The sequence below is a fragment of the Cryptosporangium japonicum genome (genome assembly GCF_039524755.1).
Lineage (GTDB): Bacteria > Actinomycetota > Actinomycetes > Mycobacteriales > Cryptosporangiaceae > Cryptosporangium > Cryptosporangium japonicum.
The window spans coordinates 66,300-82,956 of the sequence record NZ_BAAAGX010000010.1 but is presented as its reverse complement, the minus strand read 5'-3'; the positions used below and the strand labels follow the sequence as shown (position 1 = coordinate 82,956).

The following is a 16,657-nucleotide window of genomic DNA, read 5'->3' as shown; positions in this document are numbered from 1 at the left end:
ACCCCAATCCTGGCCCTCAGCGTGCTCTCAGCTACCGGGCCGCACTCCGAGAATCTGCTGCCCGAGCTGGCCCGAGAGCACCTCGGTGGAGTACGCCATCAACTGCCCGGCCTGCGCGTCACGCAGGTGACGCTGGATCGGCGAGGTCCGCAGGTACCCGGAGGCGCCACCGATCCGGACGCCGAGCTGGGCCACGTCCACCGCGATGCGGTTGGCCAGCAGCTTCGCGCGCGACAGGCTGCCCAGCGTCTCCGGGCGGCCCTGGTCGGCGTGCCACAGCGCGAGCCGGGTGTACGCCCTGGCCGCCTCCAGCCGGCTCTCGACGTCGGCCACCTCGTACTGCACCCACTGCTGGTGGGTGAGCGGTGCGCCGTCGATGGTCCGGGTCCGGGCGTGCTCGATCAGGGCGGCCAGCGCCGCGTCGGCGACACCGAGCGAGATCGCCGGCAGCCCGGCCGGGATCGCGGCGAAGTCGGTGGGGCCCGGCCCGCGGCCACGCCGGTCGGCGCGCAGCACCGTGTCGGAGAACGTCAGCAGCTGGCTGCGGGTGGCGCGCAGGCCGAGCGTGTCCCAGATCGGCACCACCTCCACGGTGTGGTCCGGCTCGACGCCGAAGAACGCCGGCTCGCCGTCGACGAGCGCGTTGACCAGCAGGTGGTCGGCGATCTCGCTGCCGGACACGAACCGCTTCGCCCCGTCGAGCACGAAGCCGCCCTCGACCGGGCGCGCCGGCTGCTGGGGCTGGAGGAACTTGTTGCCGCTGGCCGGCTCGGACAGCGCGACGGCGAACCGGGCGCCGCGGCGGAACTCGTCGGCGTAGAACGAGCCGACCGTGTCCGCGGTCAGCTGGGCGAGGCCCACCCCGGCCCCGGCGTGCATGAGCGCGAGCGTCGCGGTCGACGGGTCGGCCTCGGCGAGGATCCGGATCAGCTCGCCGAACGCCTGGTGGCTCAAGCCGTCGCCGCCGACGTCGACCGGCAGCACCGCCGCCTCGAAACCGGCCTCGTGCAGCGCGGTCAGGTTCGCGGCGGGGATCTCCGCGCGCTCGTCGTAGCCCGGGGCGTCGGCGGCGAAGCGCGGGGCGAGCGCCCGGACCCGGTCGAGGAGTTCCTGCTCGGGACCGGTGAAGGCGTACGGGGAAGAGCTCACGGTGCTCCCATCTGCGCGGCGGGTGTCGAAGCGGAGAGTAGGCAGGACCTGTCGTCCGTGTATGGGGAAGCGCAGACGTCGTGACAACCCCGGCGTCTCTGTACTGGCCCCATGAGTTCCCGCACCGACGGCCCCGGCCCGTGGCTCCTGCTGGCGGGCTTCGTGACGTTCTGCGTCGTCGTGGGGCTGTGCTTCGGGTTCGTGGCGTACGACCTCGTGCGCGTCGTGTTCGCGGGTTAGCCGGCGGGGACTCCGCTCCCCGGTGGCACCTGTCGTGCACCCGGCGGTGCGCCGCGCGGACGTCATCGTGGGCGGGGCCGGACGGGCGGGGGAGTGGGGACGACGTGATGAGGAACGTGCGGGAGCCGTGGATCGGTTTCCTGGTCGGTGGGCTGGTGCTGGTGGTCGCGTACCGGGTCGCGCCCGCGCTGGGCGTCCCCGACCTGGTGCGCACCGGCGTGTACTGGCTGCTGAACTCCGCCGCCGTGGTCGCCATCCTGGTGGGGATCCGGCGGTACCGGCCGGCGTCGCGGGCGCCCTGGGTGCTGGCGGCGCTGAGCCAGGCCAGCGGGGTCATCGCCGACATCGTGTTCTACGGCGCCGACGCGATCGGTGAGCCGCTGCCGTACCCGAGCGTGGCGGACGCGCTCTACCTGCTGTCCTATCCGCTCTGCGCGGCGGGGATGCTGATGATCATCCGCCGGCGCACGCCCGGCTGGGACCTGCCGAGCGTGATCGACGCGGCGATCGTCGTGGCCTCCGCGTCGCTGCTGGCCTGGATCTACCTGATCAGCCCGTCGGCGTCCGGCAGCGGCCTGGGCCTGCCGGCCCGGATCGTCTCCGGGGCCTACCCGATCGGTGACCTGATGCTGCTGGTGGTGGCGGCCCGCCTCCTGCTCGGCGCGGGCAAGCGCCCGTTCGCGCTGCACCTGCTCACCGGCTACCTGGTGCTGATCGTCGTCCCCGACACGCTGTACTGCCTGCAGACCCTGGACGGCAGCTACCGGGAGGGCGGCTGGCTGGAGACACTGTGGATGGGCGCGGCGGTGCTGCTCGGCCTGAGCGGCCTGCACCCGTCGATGCGGGCGGCCGACGGGCGTTCACCGGTGGCGGCCCCCGACGCCACCGCGGTGCGGCTCACGATCCTGGCCGTGGCCTCGCTGCTGGCCCCCGCGACGCTGATGGTGCAGTACCTGACCGGCAGCGCGCTGCACCTCCCGCTGGCCTGCGCGGTCTGCGCGCTGCTGTTCCTGCTGGTGATGGCCCGGCTGGCGGCGCTGGTGGCCGTCCAGCGCAACGTGGCGATCACCGACGGCCTGACCGGGCTGCGGACCCGGCGGTACTTCTCCCAGGTGCTCGCGACCGAGAGCGACCGGATCTCCCGGGGCACCGGGCCGGCCGTGCTGCTGCTCGACGTCGACCACTTCAAGAAGGTCAACGACACCTACGGTCACCACGGCGGCGACCGGGTGCTCTGCGAGGTGTCCGACCGCCTGCGCCGGGCGGTGCGCCCCGGTGACCTGGTCGCCCGGTACGGCGGCGAGGAGTTCGCGGTGATCCTGCCGAACACCACGCCGGCGGAGGCCCACCGGGTCGCCCAGCGGGTGCACCGGGCCGTCCGCGGCGCCCCGATGGTGGTGAACCCGACGACCGCGGTCCCGGTCACCGTCTCGCTCGGCGTCGCCACCATGCCCGGCGACGCCCACACCCCGGACGAGCTGGTGCAGCTCGCCGACCGGTTGCTCTACCTCGCCAAGGAGACCGGGCGCGACCAGGTCGCGACCTCGAAAGCCATCACGGTGACTGCGGCGGAAGCCGAGTTGAGCCTGGTCTGACGTGGCATCATTCGTCCAATGACGGACGCTGCCCGGGTCACGGTCGAGGTGGACGGCGGGGTCGCCGACGTCCGGCTGGCGCGGCCGGAGAAGCGCAACGCGCTCGACCCGGCCATGTTCGAGGCCCTGGTGCGCACCGGCGAGCGGCTGCGTACCGAGCCCGGGTTGCGTGCGGTGGTGCTCTCCGGCGCCGGCCGGGACTTCTGCGCCGGGCTCGACCTGGGCGCGATGAGAGCGCTCGGAAGCGGCGACCGGCTCACCGCGGCGGTGGACGTCCCGCCCGGCGACGGGCCGGCGAAGGCGCTCGGGCAGCGGGCCGCGTACGTCTGGGCGCAGGTGCCGGTCGTCGCCGCGGTGCACGGGAACGCGCTCGGCGGTGGGCTGCAGATCGCGCTGGGGGCCGACATCCGGATCGTCGCGCCGGACGCCGTGCTCTCGGTGATGGAGGTGCGCTGGGGGCTGGTGCCCGACATGACCGGCACCCAGCTGCTGCCCCGGCTGGTGGGCCCGGACACCGCGCGCGAGCTGGTGTTCACCGGCCGCCGGGTGCTCGGCACCGAGGCGGCGGCGATCGGGCTGGCCACCCGCACCGCCGACGATCCGCTCGCGGCGGCGTTCGCGCTGGCCCGCGAGATCGCCGAACGCAGCCCCGACGCCGTCCGGGCGGCCAAGCGGCTGCTCGACCTCGCCGACCGCGTCGACCTCCGGACGGGTTTCGCGGCCGAGCAGACCGAGATCGCCGCGTTGATCGGCACCCCGAACCAGGCCGAGGCGGTCGCCGCGGGCCTGGCGAAACGCCCGCCGAACTTCAGCTGACCGGGACCAGTTGCGCCGCGATACCGGCGCAGAGCAGCTGGATGCTGGTGCGGAACATGGTGTCCGGGTCGGTGCTCGCGCCGGCGACCGTCATCGGGTAGCGCGCCGCCAGGTCGTCCGGCGGTGTGTCGACTGCGGTGCTGTTCGTGCTGATGGGCAAGGCCGGGAGTCTGCTGGTGACCGGGAACCGGCGCCGGCCGCTGCCGTGGCTGGCCGTCGCCGGGGTCGTGGCCCTGCTCGGTGGCCTGGTGCTGCAGGCCGCCTGGGGCGGAGCCGAGGCCGCGCTGGCCCACGACCCAGCGCGGTCCGGGTGGTGGCGCCCGTTCACCAGCGTCCTCCTGCAGAACGGCGGCCTGCTCGGCGACGTGTTCAACGTGGTCACCGCCGCGATCGTGCTCGCGCTGGCGCAGTGGCACTGGGGCGTCGGGCGGGCCCTGGTGCTGCTGCTCGGCGCCGTGCTGGTGCCGAGCGGGCTCGACGCGCTGCTCGGCGACGGCGAGCTGGGCGGCCAGTCGCGCAACTACGTCGGCAGCTCCGGGGTGGTGTTCTTCCTGGCCGCGACGCTGGCCGGCGCACTGCTGCTCGCCGGGCCCGGCGTGCGGCCGCGCGTCCTCGCGCCGGCGGTGCCGGTGGCCGGCCTGGCGCTCTGGTTCGCCCAGGCCAACGGGCACGGGCTGGTGAGCGCCGAAGGGTTCGTCGTCGGGGTGCTGGCGGCGCTGGTGCCGCGCCGGGGTCAGTGGGGGCGCAGGCCGTCGAGCAGGAGCGCGAGCATGCGCGGTGCCCGGTCCTCGGGCTCGGTGGCGGCGCGCCAGAGCGCCGCGGTGAACTGGAGGTAGTCGCCCGGGTCGGCGTCCGCCCGGACGGCGCCGGCCCGCTTGCCGGCGTCGAGGAGCCGGGTGATCGCGGCGATCACCGGCTCGGCGGACCGCTCGGCGATCGCCTGGTGCGCACCGGGGCCGAGCGCGTCGCCGAGGCCGTGTTTCTGACGCATCGCCGCGACGAGGTCCAGGGTCCAGAGCCGCAGCGCGTCGATCGGTGGCTGCTGCGCGAGCAGCACCGGCACGGAGTCGAGGATGCGGTCGAGCTCGTGCCGGTAGACGGCGAGCACCAGCGCCTCGCGGGTGGGGAAGTTGCGGTAGAGGGTGCCCGCGCCGACCCCGGCCCGCTGCGCGATCTGGTTCATCGACACCTCGCCGTCGCCGGCGAACGCCTCGCGCGCGGCGACGAGGATGCGCTCCCGGTTCTCCCGGGCGTCGGAACGGACCAGACGTGTCCCCGATCGCGATCGGCGCGATGACCTACGGCGAGCCCGATCGGGGGCACCCGGTGTGGTCGAAGAGCGAACCGGACGCCCGGCCGCTGATCAAGCGCGCGCTCGACGCCGGGATCAACTTCTTCGACACCGCGAACATGTACTCGAACGGGTCCAGCGAGGAGATCCTCGGCCGGGCCCTACGGGACTACACCGACCGCGACGAGGTCGTGATCGCCACGAAGCTGCGCCACCCGATGCGCCTCGGCCCCAACGGCCGGGGCCTGTCCCGCAAGGCCGTGTTCACCGAGGTCGACCACTCGCTGCGCCGGCTCGGCACCGACTACATCGACCTGTACCAGATCCACCGCAACGACCGCTCCACCCCGTGGGAGGAGACGCTCGAAGCGCTCAGCGACCTGGTGACGGTGGGCAAGGTGCGTTACCTGGGTGCGTCGTCGATGCACGCGTGGGAGTTCGCGAAGGCGCTGCACCTGCAGGAGCGGCACGGCTGGGCCCGGTTCGTGTCGATGCAGGACCACTACAACCTGCTCGCCCGTGAGGAGGAACGCGAGATGATCCCGCTCTGCCTCGACCGGGGCGTCGGCACGATCGTCTGGTCGCCGCTCGCCCGCGGCCGGCTCGCCCGCGCCTGGGACGACGCCCGCTCGACGGCCCGGTCGCAGACCGACGGCTCCTACGCCGACCTGCTGTACACGCCGCGCGAGGAGGCGTCCAACCGGGCGATCGTCGACGCGGTGGGCCGGGTGGCCGACGACCGCGGGGTCAGCCGGGCCCGGATCGCGCTGGCCTGGCTGCGTCGCCAGCCGGTCGTGACGGCGCCGCTGGTCGGGGCCGGCTCGATCGCCCAGCTCGACGACGCCATCGCCTCGCTCGACGTCGAGCTCACCGACGACGAGGTCCGCGCGCTCGAAGCCCCGTACACCCCGCGCTACGACTGGCAGGGAATCTCCGACGAGGCGGAGCTGGACACGATCCGCCGGCGCGTTCCCGGTATGGCACTGACCTGAGCTCCGTCAGGGTTCGCGGTTGGGCGCCAGCACCAGGTAGGACATCAGCAGCAGGATTCCGGCGATCGCCAGCCACTTCGACGGCGGGAGCACGATCCCGTTCGCCACCCGGTCCATCACCACCACGCCCACCTGCAGGATCACGATCCAGCCGAGGGTCACGGTGGCGAGCTCGGCATACTCGAGGCTGGCCGCGTACACCGCGAACAACGCCACCATGCCGGCCGCGCCGGCCGACCACCATCCCCAGTGGCCGGTGCGCAGGTAGCGCACCGCGCAGTAGGCGGCGGCGAGATCGAGCGCGGCCAGCGCGAACATCGCGCCGACGCCGACCAGCGTGAGCCCTCGCGTCTGTCCACCCGCGAGCGGATCGGGCGTGAGTAAGTCCATCGGATTCGAGTCCCCCGTGCCAGCGTTTGTCCCCCGACGGTAGGAGCGTAGCTACGCAGTGTGATACTCACTGTCCGTAATCCGATTTTCCGACATTCTGTCGTCATCCTGACGAGCCCGTCCATAGTCGAGTGATCTACTCCCGAATGCGCCAAAGAGACCATCCATCTGGGGGAGAGATGACTGACATAGAACCGGCTCTGGAGCAGACCCGCGGCTTCCGCTGGGGCGAGGTGCCCGCCGACCGTCGCCGGCGGCGGGCCGCCGTCGAGGTCGCCGACCCGGACCTCGGCGGCATCGCCGGCTTCCGCGGCACGTTCCGCGGCACCGGCCTCAACACGATCTTCCGGCCGCAGAACTTCGGGGCGACGCCGACCCCGCTGCCGAATCCGGCCAGCGGCCCCGACGACAACGTCCTGGAGATCAACCTGACCGAGGAGACGCTGTCGTTCTCCCAGCCGCTCGGGTCGATCCCGAACCGCGGCATGGTGCAGGGCGACGTCTTCCTCAACGGTATTCCGTACCTGCAGTCGATCAACGACGTCACCGACCCGGACCAGGCCGTCGGCATCCACTTCGAACCGGGCATCTGGCTGAGCGTCCCGGCCACGACGACGCCGGAGTTACCGGCCACCGTCGCCCGGATGGCGTCGATCCCGCACGGCACGACGATCGAGGCGCAGGGCACCGCGTTCACGGTCGCCGGTGGCCCGAGGATCGACCCGGTCGACATCACGCCGTTCCCGGTCGGCTCCCCGGGGACGCCGATCAAGTTCCCCAGCCAGACCGCGGCGGCCACCGACACGTTCCGGATCCCGCAGGACCTCGGCGCGTTCATCGCGGCCGGCACGATCACGCAGGAGATCCTCGACAACCCCAACGTCGTGCTGAAGAAGCGGGCCGACGCGCAGACGATCACCTCGACCACGGTGATCGTGGTCAGCACCGACCCGGCCAGCCCGGTCTTCGGCGGCGGTGCCGACAACATCGCGTTCCTGAAGGGCGACAAGGACGGCCGGAACCCCAACGCCGACGCGGTGACGATGTCCGCGATCTTCTGGGTGGAGACCGTCACCGAGACGATCACGGTCCGGCCGCCCGGCGCCGGGTTCCCGGTGATCGTGAAGGGCAGCGGACCGGCGCCGGCACCGTCGTTCCGGGTGAACTCGGCGACGCCGGTCACCCGGGAGACGACGGTGGAGGTCAGCTATCCGCAGATCCAGTACACCCAGACCGTCCTGCTGAACTTCAACGGGTTGAGCTGGCCGCACGTCTCGGTGGCGACGCTGGTGCCGGTCGAGCCGGTCCCGGTCACGATCTGACGCGCTACTTCGCGGCGGGGTAGGAGCGGACGCCGGAGCCACCGGTCGGCGGCTGCCCGATCCCGACGTACTCGTTGACGACCATCGGCGCGAGTCCGGGCGACACCTCGCGGTCCTGCCCGGACCGCGCGTCGAGCACCACCGGGCCGTTGTCGGTGCTGCCGTAGACCGCGCCGTGCCAGACGGCGGTGACCAGCGGAGCCACCCGGGTGTTCGCCTGGTCCGGCAGCTCCCACAGCGTCTTTCCGCTGGTCGCGTCGAGACCGGCCGCCCACCCGGTCCGGGCGCAGACGGTGACGTCCTTGCCGTCGAACCGGCAGCGCACGCCGGTGTAGTCGGCAGTGGACCGGTCGCGGGCCTTGCCGGTGGCGGCGTCGAGGAACGCGACCTGGCCGGTGCCGGACGCGATCAGCAGACCGGGGCCCAGCGGGGAGACCGCGGTCAGCTGCGGCACCGTCCACTTCTGCTTGCCGTCGGCGAGGTTCAGCGCCGACACCGAGGACGCGTCGGAGCCGGCGACCACGCCGGTGCCCACCACGTCGGGGCGGAAGCCGGTGCGTGACCACAGCGCCTTCTTCGCGGCCAGGTCGACGGCGACGACCCCCTCGTCGCTCTGGTAGCTGACGGCGACGGCGAGGGTGGTGCCGTCCACGCCGACCGGGTTGGCGGCCAGCCCGGCGACACCCTGGTCGAGCCCGGCCGGTACGTCGACCTGGGCGGTCCACAGTGACTTGGTGGTCTCGGCGTCGACGGCCACGACCTCGACGGCCCGCCCGGCCTTCTGCGTCCCGGTGGCCGGCTTGTCGACCACGAACGTCGACAGGATCGTGGCCCGCCCGTTGTCCGACCAGAGCACCGGCGCCTCGGCCGGGTTGGTGCCGACCCACGGGCTGGCCGGCGTGGCCCCGGGCGACCCGGCCGACGGCGTGATCGTCGCCAGCGTGCGGCCGGTCGCGGTGTCCACCGCCAGCAGCGACGCGGTCGACGCGATGTAGGCCGTGGTCTTGTGCAGCGTCACCGGGAGCGGCTCGACGTTCGTGCCGCCCACGCTGATCTTGTTCTCGCTTGCCTCCGGCGGGAGCGCCGCGCCCTGCGTGCCGAACCGCGTCGGCGGGTCGAACGCCGGCCGCTGGGTGGGGCTGGGCGCGGCCGACTTCGGTGCGGACGGCGACGGCGACTTCTCCGGCTCGGCGTCCTTGTCGTTGCTGCACCCGGCGAGCACCAGTAGGGAGACCGCTCCGATGGCGGCGTAGCTGCGAAGCAACGAAACTCCCTTGTGGACGAGGCGACATCTACGCCAGCGGCAGCACGACGGTCACCTTCGTGCCCTCGCCGATCTCGCTGCAAACCTGGAGCGTTCCGCCCATCGCCTCGGTGAGCCCGCGGGCCAGCGGGAGGCCGAGGCCGACGCCCTCCTCGGAGTCCGCGCCGAGCCGGTCGAACGGGACGAACAACCGGTCGAGGAACCCCGGCGCCAGGCCCGGCCCGGTGTCGTCCACGGTGATCTCGGCCCGCCCGCCGGAGAGCCGCCAGCCGATCTCGACCGTGCCGTCGGCCCGGTTGTAGCGCACCGCGTTGCCCACCAGGTTCAGCAGCACCTGCCGGAGACGCCGCTGGTCGGCGAGGAGTGCGGCCGGGCGGCCGGCGAGCACCCGCAGGTGGACCCGCTCGGCGGTGGCGAGCGGATCGAGCATCGCCAGCACGTCGTCGACCACCGGCGCGAGCGGCACCGCGGTCACGGTGAGCGGCAGCGCGTTCGCCTCGATCCGGGCGACGTCGAGCACGTCGTCGACGATCGCCAGGATGTGGTCGGCGGCGGCGTCGATGTGCTCCAGCGCCGCCGACCGGCGGTCGTGGTCCAGCTCCAGCGTGCCGAGCAGCTCGGTGAACCCGGTGATCGCCTGCAGCGGCGTGCGCAACTCGTGCCCGAGCGCGGCGACGAAGTCGGTCTTGGCTTTGTTGGCGGCCTCGGCGGCGTGCTGCGCGAGCTCGGCGTCGACCCGGCGGCGGCGTTCCCGTTCCGCCCCGTCGTGGTCGATCGCCACCGCCGCGAGGTGGGTCAGCCGCTCGACCAGATCGCGCTCGCGCGGCGTCGGGCGGTGCGGGACGGGGTGGTAGACGGCGAACGTGCCGGTGACCTGGTCGCGTCCGCGGATCGGTGTCGACCAGCAGGCGCGCAGGCCGAACCGGTCGGCGAGCGAGCGGTAGCGCTCCCAGCGGGTGTCCACCCGGACGTCGACGGCGACGACGGGCCGGCCGGTGTAGGCCGCGGTGCCGCACGACCCGGCGCTGGCGTCGATCGTCAGCCCGTCGATCGCGCGCAGGTACTCGGCCGGCAGCGACGGGGCCGCGCCGTGACGCAACGTCGCCGCGTCCGGGTCCACCAGCAGCACCGAGCAGCAGCTGCCCGGCACCAGCTCCTCGAACGTGGTCGCGATGCCGGTGAGCACACCGGGCAGCGCGACTCCGGCGGTGATCTGCTCGAGGATCTCGGTCTGCCGGTCGAGCAGCGCGACGACGTCGGCGTGGCCGAGGCTCACGGTTCCAGCCGGTAACCGACGCCCCGCACGGTGACGAGGAAACGATGGCCGAGCTTGTGGCGTAACCGGTGCACGTGCTCGGTGACCGTGGCCTCGCTCTGCCAGGCCTGGGAGCTCGACCAGACCTGTTCGAGCAGCTGGGCCCGGGTGAACACGTGCCGGGGATGGCCGGCCAGGAACGCCAGCAGGTCGAACTCGCGGGCGGTGAGCGGCACCGGCTCGCCGTCCAGCTCCACCTCCCGGCGGCCCGGATCGATGCGCAGACCGGTGCGGCGCGCCGGCTCGACCGGAACCGGACCGGTGCGACGTAACACCGACCGCACCCGCGCGGCGAGTTCACCGGGGGAGAACGGCTTCACCAGGTAGTCGTCGGCACCGAGGTCGAGGCCCAGGATGCGGTCGCCCTCGCCGCTGCGCCCGGAGAGCACCACGACCGGCGTCCGGTCGCCGTTCTCACGCAGCCGCCGGAGCAGGTCGACACCCGAAAGGCCGGGCAGCGACAGGTCGAGGACGACCAGGTCGGGGCGGTCGTCGACGATGCGCCGCCAGGCCGTGTTGCCGTCCGCGGCCACCTGGACCGCGTACCCCTCGGACTCCAGCTGCCAGGAGACGACAGTGCGCACCCGGCTGTCGTCGTCGACCACGAGCAACATGTCGGCTCCCAGCGCCGGGGCGGCCTCGTTGCCGCGTCGAGGCGAACCTAACCCGGCGGCCCGGCCGGGAACAGGCCTCTGACCTCGCCGGGTTCCGGCCCACCGGGTTCGATCAGCACGACCGCGTCGTCGAAACCGGCCTCGGCGTAGCGCCGCAGCGCGGCGGCGGTGGCCGCCAGGTCGGTGGTCGGCACCGCGCAGACGATCGCGCGCCCGCCCCCGGCGGCCCGGTACCGCTCGTGCGCGGCGAGGATCTGATCGGTCGTGCGCCGGTAGCCCGACGCCAGCCACCCGTCGTAGTCCCGGGCGGCCCGTTCGACGTTCGCGCCCCACGACCCGAGCAGGATCGGCGGCCGGTCGGCGAGCAGCTCGCGGAGCCGGGCGACGTTGCGGTGCAGGGTCGTGAACCGGGTCCCGAAATCCCGGTCCAGCCGGGCGAAGTCGGTGGCCGTCGACCCGGGGCTCACCCCGAGCGACAACCGGTCACCGCAGACCGCACGCAGCGACGCGACCCGGTGGGCCAGCTCGGCCGGGTGGTGCAGCGGCACCTGCACGGTGGCCGTGCCCAGCTCGACGCCCTCGGTGACGGCGGCCGCCACCGCCAGCGTGACGAACGGATCGGGCACGAACGACCCGCGCCCGATGATCTCGGGAGTCCACAGGCTCTCGAACCCGGCGGACACCAGGCGCTCGGCCCAGCCGGCGACGGCACGCGGGGGAGCGTCGGACCAGTGCGCCAGCGTGGCCCCGAGACGCACGCCTCAGCCCTGCCGCTCGGCCGCGAAACGCGCGTACCAGCGCAGCACCGCCGGATCGTCGACCGACGCCGGGTTGGCCGCGCGCTCCAGCGGCGCGCCCCGCAGCAGTTTCTTGACCGGCACCTCGAGACGCTTCCCGGTGAGCGTGTGGGGCACCGCCGGTGCCTCGACGATGTCGTCGGGTACGTGCCGCGCGGTCAGCCGGGTGCGCAGCGTGGTCACGATCGTCCGCTTCAGCTCCTCGTCCAGCGTGTGGCCGGGCGCCGGGACCACGAACAGCCCCAGCCAGTAGCCGTCGTCGGGCTGTTCGACGCCGACCACGAGCGTCTCGGCGATCTGCGGCAGCGTCTCCAGGACGTCGTAGAAGTCGCTCGTGCCCAGCCGGACGCCCTGCCGGTTGAGCGTGGCGTCCGACCGGCCGTGGATCGTGATGCCGCCGTCGGAGTGGAACGTCACCCAGTCCCCGTGGCGCCACACCCCGGGCCACGTCCCGAAGTACGACTCGGTGTAGCGCGCGTAGTCGGGGTCGTTCCACAGGTGCACCGGCATCGAGGGCATCGGCTGCAGCACCACCAGGTCACCCACGTCGTCGACGACCGGCACGCCGTCGTCGTCCCAGGCCGCGCAGTCGACCCCGGCGAGGCGCCCCCCGATCCGTCCCGGTCGCACCGGGGCGCCGTCCTGTCCGCCGACGAACGCGCCGGAGACGTCGGTGCCGCCGCTGGTCGAGTCGATCCGCACGTGCGGGCCGACGTGCTCGGACACCCACCGGTACCCGTCCCGGGGCAGCGCCGAGCCGCTGACCAGCAGGTGGCGGAGCCGGCGCAGCGGCCGCGGCGGCGGCTCGGACGCGGTGACCACGGCCGCGCCCAGCATCATCACGTCGGCCCCGGTGCGCTCGGCGACGCCCCAGACCGCCCCGGCCGGGCTGCCCTCGTAGAGCACGATCGTCGCGCCGTGGGCCAGCGCGCCCAGCTGCATGTTCCACAGCGCCCAGCCGGTGGAGGTGTAGGTGAACATCCGCTCGCCGGGGCGCAGGCCGCAGTACAGCCCGGCCCACTTCAAGCCCTCGAGCGTGATGCCGCCGTGGCCGTGCACCAGACCCTTGGGCAGCCCGGTGGTGCCGGAGGTGAACAGCACCCAGAGCGGGTGGGAGAACTCGACCGGCTCGAACTCGAGTGGTGCGTCCTCGGCGAGCACGTCGTCCCACGGGGTGGCGCCGGCGGGGACCGGGTGGCCCAGGTAGGGCACGGCCACGAACCGGCGCAGCGCCGGCAGCGCGCTCCGCAGCCGTTCGACGACGTCGCGCCGGTCGATCTCCGTTCCGTTCCAGTGGTATCCGTCGGTGGCGACGAGCACGGTCGGCTCGAGCTGCGCGAGCCGCCCGATCGTGCCCTCGGCCCCGAAATCCGGGGTGCAGCAGGACCAGGTCGCGCCGACCGCGGCGGCGGCCAGGCAGGCGATGACCGCGTGCTCGGTGTTCGGCAGGTACGCGCCGACCCGGTCACCCGGCCGCACGCCCTCCCGGCGCAGCCAGGCCGCGGCCGCCGCCACCGACCGCCGCAGCTGCGCGTAGGTGACCGTACGCACCTCCGCACCGGTGCCCTCGCGGAGACACAGCAGCGCGGGATCCGCGCCGGCGCCCCGGCGCAGCGCGTGCTCGGCCCAGTTGAGCCGCGCCCCGGTGAACCAGCGGGTGCGCGGCATCGGCTCGGCCGACCGGACCGCGGCCCAGGGTGCCGAGAACGTGACGTCGTAGTACTCGACGATCGAGAGCCAGAAGCGGTCGATGTCCTCGACCGACCAGCTCCACAGCGCGTCGTGGTCGGCGAACCGGCGGCCTTCCCGTTTCTCCAGCCAGTCGAGGTAGGCGCGGAGGGCGGTCATGTCCGGAGAACTTAGCGGCGGGCACCGACCGAACCCCACGGTTGAGCAAGCGTTGATGTTCAGGTGTGAACCGGTTGAGGAACGACCACCACCGTGAGCCTATGAAGCTCGCTCTGTACCTCCCGAACTTCCGCGACCACGTGACGCTCGAGGAACTCGAGGACCTCACCGCCCTCGCCGAGGACCTCGACTTCGACTCCGTCTGGACGCTCGACCGGATCGTCGTCCCGGAGGCCTCGGACCGTGCGGAGCTGCAGTACCCGTTCGGCATGATGACCGAGTTCCCGCGGGGCATGCCCGTCGTGTCCCGGGGCAAGTGGTTCCAGGGCATGACGCTGATCCCGTGGCTGGCCGCGAAGACCACGAAGCTCCGGATCGGCATGAGCATCATCGACACCCCGTACCGCGCCCCGGCCGTGCTGGCCGCCGAGCTCGCCACCCAGGACCACCTGGCCGGCGGGCGGCTCAACGTCGGTGTCGGCTCCGGCTGGATGCCCGAGGAGTTCGCCGCCGCGAGCGTGCCGCACCTCTTCGCCCGCCGTCACGGCCACGTGCGCGAGACGATCGAGATCATGCAGGGCATCTGGTCCAACGAGCTGTTCGAGTACCACGGCGAGTTCGCCGACTTCCCGCTCTCCGGCTTCGGCCACAAGCCGATCCAGCAGCCCGGCCCGCCGATCTACTTCTCCGGCCTCAAGGACGCCCGCCGGTCCGCCCGGCGCATCGCCAAGTACGGGCTCCAGGGCTGGATCGGCATCCAGGACACCCCCGAGGAGATCGCGCGCTGGCGCGGGGAGATCGAGCGTGAGCTCGGCGAACTCGGCCGGGGCTTCCCCGACGGGTTCGACGTCTGCAGCATGATCTGGTTCGTCATCACCGACGAGCCGATGGACCAGAGCCCGGCCGGCAAGGGCACGAACCTGCTGGCCGGCACCGCCCTGCAGATCGAGGACATGCTCAAGCGCTACCGCGACGCCGGGCTCACGATGCCGTTGCTGTGGCCGCCGTTCCGGGACGTCCCCACGGCCAAGACGCTCGACGACCTCAAGCGCCTGACGCAGGAAATCCTGCCGAAGATCACCTGACCGCTCAGATCGGCGCGCCGGGAGCCGATCAGGTCCCCGGTGAGAAGTCTCGGCGGCCTGGTGACCCGGCGCTCGCTGCGCCCGTCCGTGGTGGCGACGCGACGCGCGATGGCGGTGACCGCCGCGGTCGCGTGCGCGGTCGGCGGTGTCATCGGCCTGCTCGGGACGCTGGTGCCGCCGGAGAGCGACACCGACGACGCGATCCGGCTGGCCTCGGTGGCCTCGATGGCGGTCGGCGCGGCGCTGGCCCGGTGGGGGCAGCGGCTGCCACCGCTCGCGTTCTACCTGCTGGCCGAGAGCGCCGCGCTGCTGATCTCGGTGAGCGTGTGGCTGCAGCGCGACAAGCCGGACGCCGCCGCGGTCGCCGCGCTCCTGCTGATCGTCACGGTGTTCTTCTTCGCGTTCTTCGACCCGCTCGCGTCGCTGCCGGGCCTGGTCACGGTGCTGGGTGGGCTGGCGGTCATCCAGGTCGGGTGGGGCGCGCTGCCGTGGAGCACGGTGCTGGTGCTGGCCGGGCTCAACCTGCTGATCGCGGCCGTGGTGGGCTGGCTCGTCCGTGCGGCCGCCGACTCCGGCCTGGACGTCGTCACCGGCCTGCCGAACTGGCGCGGGCTCGAACGGGCCGGGCACGCCGCGCTGCAGCGGGCCCGGCTGCGCGGGCAGCCGTTCACCGTCGCGCTGCTCAACATCGACGGTTTCGCCCGGACCAACGCCGTCAGCGGAACCGCCGAGGGTGTGCGCATCCTGCGGGCGTGCGGGCAGGCCTGGGCGGGCGCGATCACGCCTCCGGTGGTGCTCGGGCGCACGTCCGGGGACGACTTCGTGCTGGTCGCGCCGGGTGCGGGCCTCGGGTCGGTCGCGCCGGTGCTGGACGCGCTGCGCGCGGCCGCGCCGCCGTTCGTGCGCTTCTCGGTCGGCGTGGCCGGCTACTCACCCGGCGACGCGGTCCGCACGCTGCTGGACCGGGCGGACGGCGCGTTGAAGCTCGCCAAGGCCGAGGGCGGCAATCGCACGGTCTACGCCCGGGACGACTCCGCCAACGCGCAGGCGCTGGTCGCGGGCCTGGACTCGGGCGAGTTCCGGGTCGTGTACCAGCCGATCGCCGACACCGGCACCGGCCGGGTGACCGGCGCCGAGGCGCTGGTCCGCTGGGTGCGTGCCGGGCACGGGCCGGTGCCGCCGGACGAGTTCATCCCGCTGGCCGAGCGCTGCGGTTTCATCACGACGCTGGGGGAGTGGGTGCTGCGGACCGCGTGCCGGGACGCCGCCGCCTGGCCCCGCGCCGTGCCGGCCAAGGTCACGGTGAACGTCTCCGGCCAGCAGATGCACCGGCCGGACTACGCCGAGCACGTCCTGGCCGTGCTGGCCGAGACCGGGCTGCCCGCCGACCGGCTCGTCCTCGAGGTCACCGAGAGCACGCTGCAGGCCGACTCCCCCACCGCGATCGACGCGCTGCGCGCGCTGCGCGCGGCGGGTGTCCGGATCGCGATCGACGACTTCGGCACCGGCTACTCGTCGCTGAGCCGGCTGCAGCACCTCCCGGCCGACATCCTGAAGATCGACCAGTCGTTCGTCGCCGCGCTCAGACCGGAGGACCACGCGGCGCCGCTGGTCGCCGCGGTCACCGCACTCGCGCACGCGCTGGGGCTGCGTACCGTCGCCGAGGGCGTCGAGGAGCACTACCAGACCGTGCTGCTGGCCCACCACGGCGTCGACGAGGTGCAGGGCTGGCTGCACGGACGCCCCGGCGCACCGGAACGCATCAGCGAAGCGCTCACCGAACAGGCACGCTCCGCCCAGCCGGCGCCGACCGCGGTGGAGATTTAGCTTGCGACGGGTGGGCAAGCTCGGGGCGTGACCACTCGGCTGGATCTTCGTCTGCTCGGGCCGGTGAGGCTGGTGGGGGCCGCGGGTGAGCACGCCGTCAGCGGGGCCAAGG

General features: G+C 73.2%; 17 protein-coding genes. 8 read left to right on the top strand and 9 right to left on the bottom strand.

Annotation, left to right across the window (positions count from 1 at the left end; all coding sequences use genetic code 11):
* Nucleotides 1-27 precede the first annotated feature (27 nt).
* Nucleotides 28-1,149 (bottom strand): acyl-CoA dehydrogenase family protein, encoded by a 1,122-nt coding sequence (locus tag ABD437_RS13310; protein WP_344649105.1) that lies wholly within the window; start codon nt 1,147-1,149, stop codon nt 28-30.
* Nucleotides 1,150-1,260: 111 nt separating this feature from the next.
* On the opposite strand from ABD437_RS13310, the gene ABD437_RS13305 reads away from it, so the two are divergent.
* The 3 genes from ABD437_RS13305 (at nt 1,261) to ABD437_RS13295 (ending at nt 3,800) form a co-directional block, all read left to right on the top strand.
* Entirely contained in the window at nt 1,261-1,389 is a 129-nt protein-coding gene (locus ABD437_RS13305; RefSeq protein WP_344649104.1) for a hypothetical protein, read from the top strand.
* A gap of 107 nt (nt 1,390-1,496) precedes the next feature.
* A complete protein-coding gene (locus ABD437_RS13300) occupies nt 1,497-2,984 on the top strand; it encodes a GGDEF domain-containing protein (RefSeq protein WP_344649103.1) in 1,488 nt (495 codons plus the stop codon).
* A gap of 18 nt (nt 2,985-3,002) precedes the next feature.
* Nucleotides 3,003-3,800, top strand: coding sequence for a crotonase/enoyl-CoA hydratase family protein (locus ABD437_RS13295; RefSeq protein ID WP_344649102.1), 798 nt, complete (start codon nt 3,003-3,005; stop codon nt 3,798-3,800).
* Here ABD437_RS13295 and ABD437_RS13290 read toward each other — a convergent pair.
* On the bottom strand, nt 3,793-3,960 hold the full coding sequence (locus tag ABD437_RS13290) for a hypothetical protein (RefSeq protein ID WP_344649101.1): 168 nt from the start codon (nt 3,958-3,960) through the stop codon (nt 3,793-3,795). The genes ABD437_RS13295 and ABD437_RS13290 overlap by 8 nt on opposite strands.
* On the opposite strand from ABD437_RS13290, the gene ABD437_RS13285 reads away from it, so the two are divergent.
* Entirely contained in the window at nt 3,938-4,636 is a 699-nt protein-coding gene (locus ABD437_RS13285) for a hypothetical protein (RefSeq protein WP_344649100.1), read from the top strand. The two genes, ABD437_RS13290 and ABD437_RS13285, sit on opposite strands and share 23 nt — an antisense overlap.
* Here ABD437_RS13285 and ABD437_RS13280 read toward each other — a convergent pair.
* On the bottom strand, nt 4,534-5,067 hold the full coding sequence (locus ABD437_RS13280) for a TetR/AcrR family transcriptional regulator (RefSeq protein WP_344649456.1): 534 nt from the start codon (nt 5,065-5,067) through the stop codon (nt 4,534-4,536). The two genes, ABD437_RS13285 and ABD437_RS13280, sit on opposite strands and share 103 nt — an antisense overlap.
* A gap of 2 nt (nt 5,068-5,069) precedes the next feature.
* On the opposite strand from ABD437_RS13280, the gene ABD437_RS13275 reads away from it, so the two are divergent.
* Nucleotides 5,070-6,083, top strand: a complete 1,014-nt coding sequence (locus ABD437_RS13275) for an aldo/keto reductase (RefSeq protein ID WP_425558148.1) — start codon at nt 5,070-5,072, stop codon at nt 6,081-6,083.
* Nucleotides 6,084-6,089: 6 nt separating this feature from the next.
* On the opposite strand, the gene ABD437_RS13270 is transcribed toward ABD437_RS13275, so the two are convergent.
* Nucleotides 6,090-6,473, bottom strand: a complete 384-nt coding sequence (locus ABD437_RS13270) for a hypothetical protein (protein ID WP_344649099.1) — start codon at nt 6,471-6,473, stop codon at nt 6,090-6,092.
* Nucleotides 6,474-6,652: 179 nt separating this feature from the next.
* Between ABD437_RS13270 and ABD437_RS13265 the strand changes: the two genes are divergently transcribed.
* On the top strand, nt 6,653-7,795 hold the full coding sequence (locus tag ABD437_RS13265) for a heme-binding protein (RefSeq protein WP_344649098.1): 1,143 nt from the start codon (nt 6,653-6,655) through the stop codon (nt 7,793-7,795).
* A gap of 4 nt (nt 7,796-7,799) precedes the next feature.
* On the opposite strand, the gene ABD437_RS13260 is transcribed toward ABD437_RS13265, so the two are convergent.
* The 5 genes from ABD437_RS13260 to ABD437_RS13240 are packed head-to-tail and all read right to left on the bottom strand — an operon-like array spanning nt 7,800 to nt 13,633.
* On the bottom strand, nt 7,800-9,059 hold the full coding sequence (locus ABD437_RS13260; RefSeq protein ID WP_344649097.1) for an outer membrane protein assembly factor BamB family protein: 1,260 nt from the start codon (nt 9,057-9,059) through the stop codon (nt 7,800-7,802).
* A 28-nt stretch (nt 9,060-9,087) separates the two neighbouring features.
* A complete protein-coding gene (locus tag ABD437_RS13255; RefSeq protein ID WP_344649096.1) occupies nt 9,088-10,335 on the bottom strand; it encodes a GAF domain-containing sensor histidine kinase in 1,248 nt (415 codons plus the stop codon).
* Complete coding sequence (locus ABD437_RS13250; protein ID WP_344649095.1) at nt 10,332-10,988, bottom strand: response regulator transcription factor; 657 nt, start codon at nt 10,986-10,988, stop codon at nt 10,332-10,334. Before ABD437_RS13250 ends, ABD437_RS13255 begins: the two co-directional genes overlap by 4 nt.
* A gap of 47 nt (nt 10,989-11,035) precedes the next feature.
* Entirely contained in the window at nt 11,036-11,746 is a 711-nt protein-coding gene (locus ABD437_RS13245; RefSeq protein ID WP_344649094.1) for an LLM class flavin-dependent oxidoreductase, read from the bottom strand.
* 3 nt (nt 11,747-11,749) lie between these two features.
* On the bottom strand, nt 11,750-13,633 hold the full coding sequence (locus tag ABD437_RS13240; RefSeq protein WP_344649093.1) for an acetoacetate--CoA ligase: 1,884 nt from the start codon (nt 13,631-13,633) through the stop codon (nt 11,750-11,752).
* Between the two features lie 101 nt (nt 13,634-13,734).
* Here ABD437_RS13240 and ABD437_RS13235 point away from each other — a divergent pair, with 101 nt between their 5' ends.
* Both ABD437_RS13235 and ABD437_RS13230 read left to right on the top strand, forming a co-directional pair.
* Nucleotides 13,735-14,718 carry an LLM class flavin-dependent oxidoreductase gene (locus tag ABD437_RS13235; RefSeq protein ID WP_344649092.1) on the top strand — a complete coding sequence of 328 codons (984 nt, stop codon included), beginning with the start codon at nt 13,735-13,737 and terminating at the stop codon, nt 14,716-14,718.
* A gap of 39 nt (nt 14,719-14,757) precedes the next feature.
* Nucleotides 14,758-16,545 carry a putative bifunctional diguanylate cyclase/phosphodiesterase gene (locus ABD437_RS13230; protein ID WP_344649091.1) on the top strand — a complete coding sequence of 596 codons (1,788 nt, stop codon included), beginning with the start codon at nt 14,758-14,760 and terminating at the stop codon, nt 16,543-16,545.
* The last annotated feature ends 112 nt before the right edge of the window (nt 16,546-16,657 follow it).

Excerpts from the sequence above, each read along its gene's own strand:
- ABD437_RS13305 (WP_344649104.1), top strand. The coding sequence starts at position 1,261 with ATGAGTTCCCGCACCGACGGCCCCGGCCCGTGGCTCCTGCTGGCGGGC.
- ABD437_RS13300 (WP_344649103.1), top strand. The coding sequence starts at position 1,497 with ATGAGGAACGTGCGGGAGCCGTGGATCGGTTTCCTGGTCGGTGGGCTG.
- ABD437_RS13295 (WP_344649102.1), top strand. The coding sequence starts at position 3,003 with ATGACGGACGCTGCCCGGGTCACGGTCGAGGTGGACGGCGGGGTCGCC.
- ABD437_RS13270 (WP_344649099.1), bottom strand. The coding sequence starts at position 6,473 with ATGGACTTACTCACGCCCGATCCGCTCGCGGGTGGACAGACGCGAGGG.
- ABD437_RS13265 (WP_344649098.1), top strand. The coding sequence starts at position 6,653 with ATGACTGACATAGAACCGGCTCTGGAGCAGACCCGCGGCTTCCGCTGG.
- ABD437_RS13250 (WP_344649095.1), bottom strand. The coding sequence starts at position 10,988 with ATGTTGCTCGTGGTCGACGACGACAGCCGGGTGCGCACTGTCGTCTCC.
- ABD437_RS13240 (WP_344649093.1), bottom strand. The coding sequence starts at position 13,633 with ATGACCGCCCTCCGCGCCTACCTCGACTGGCTGGAGAAACGGGAAGGC.
- ABD437_RS13235 (WP_344649092.1), top strand. The coding sequence starts at position 13,735 with ATGAAGCTCGCTCTGTACCTCCCGAACTTCCGCGACCACGTGACGCTC.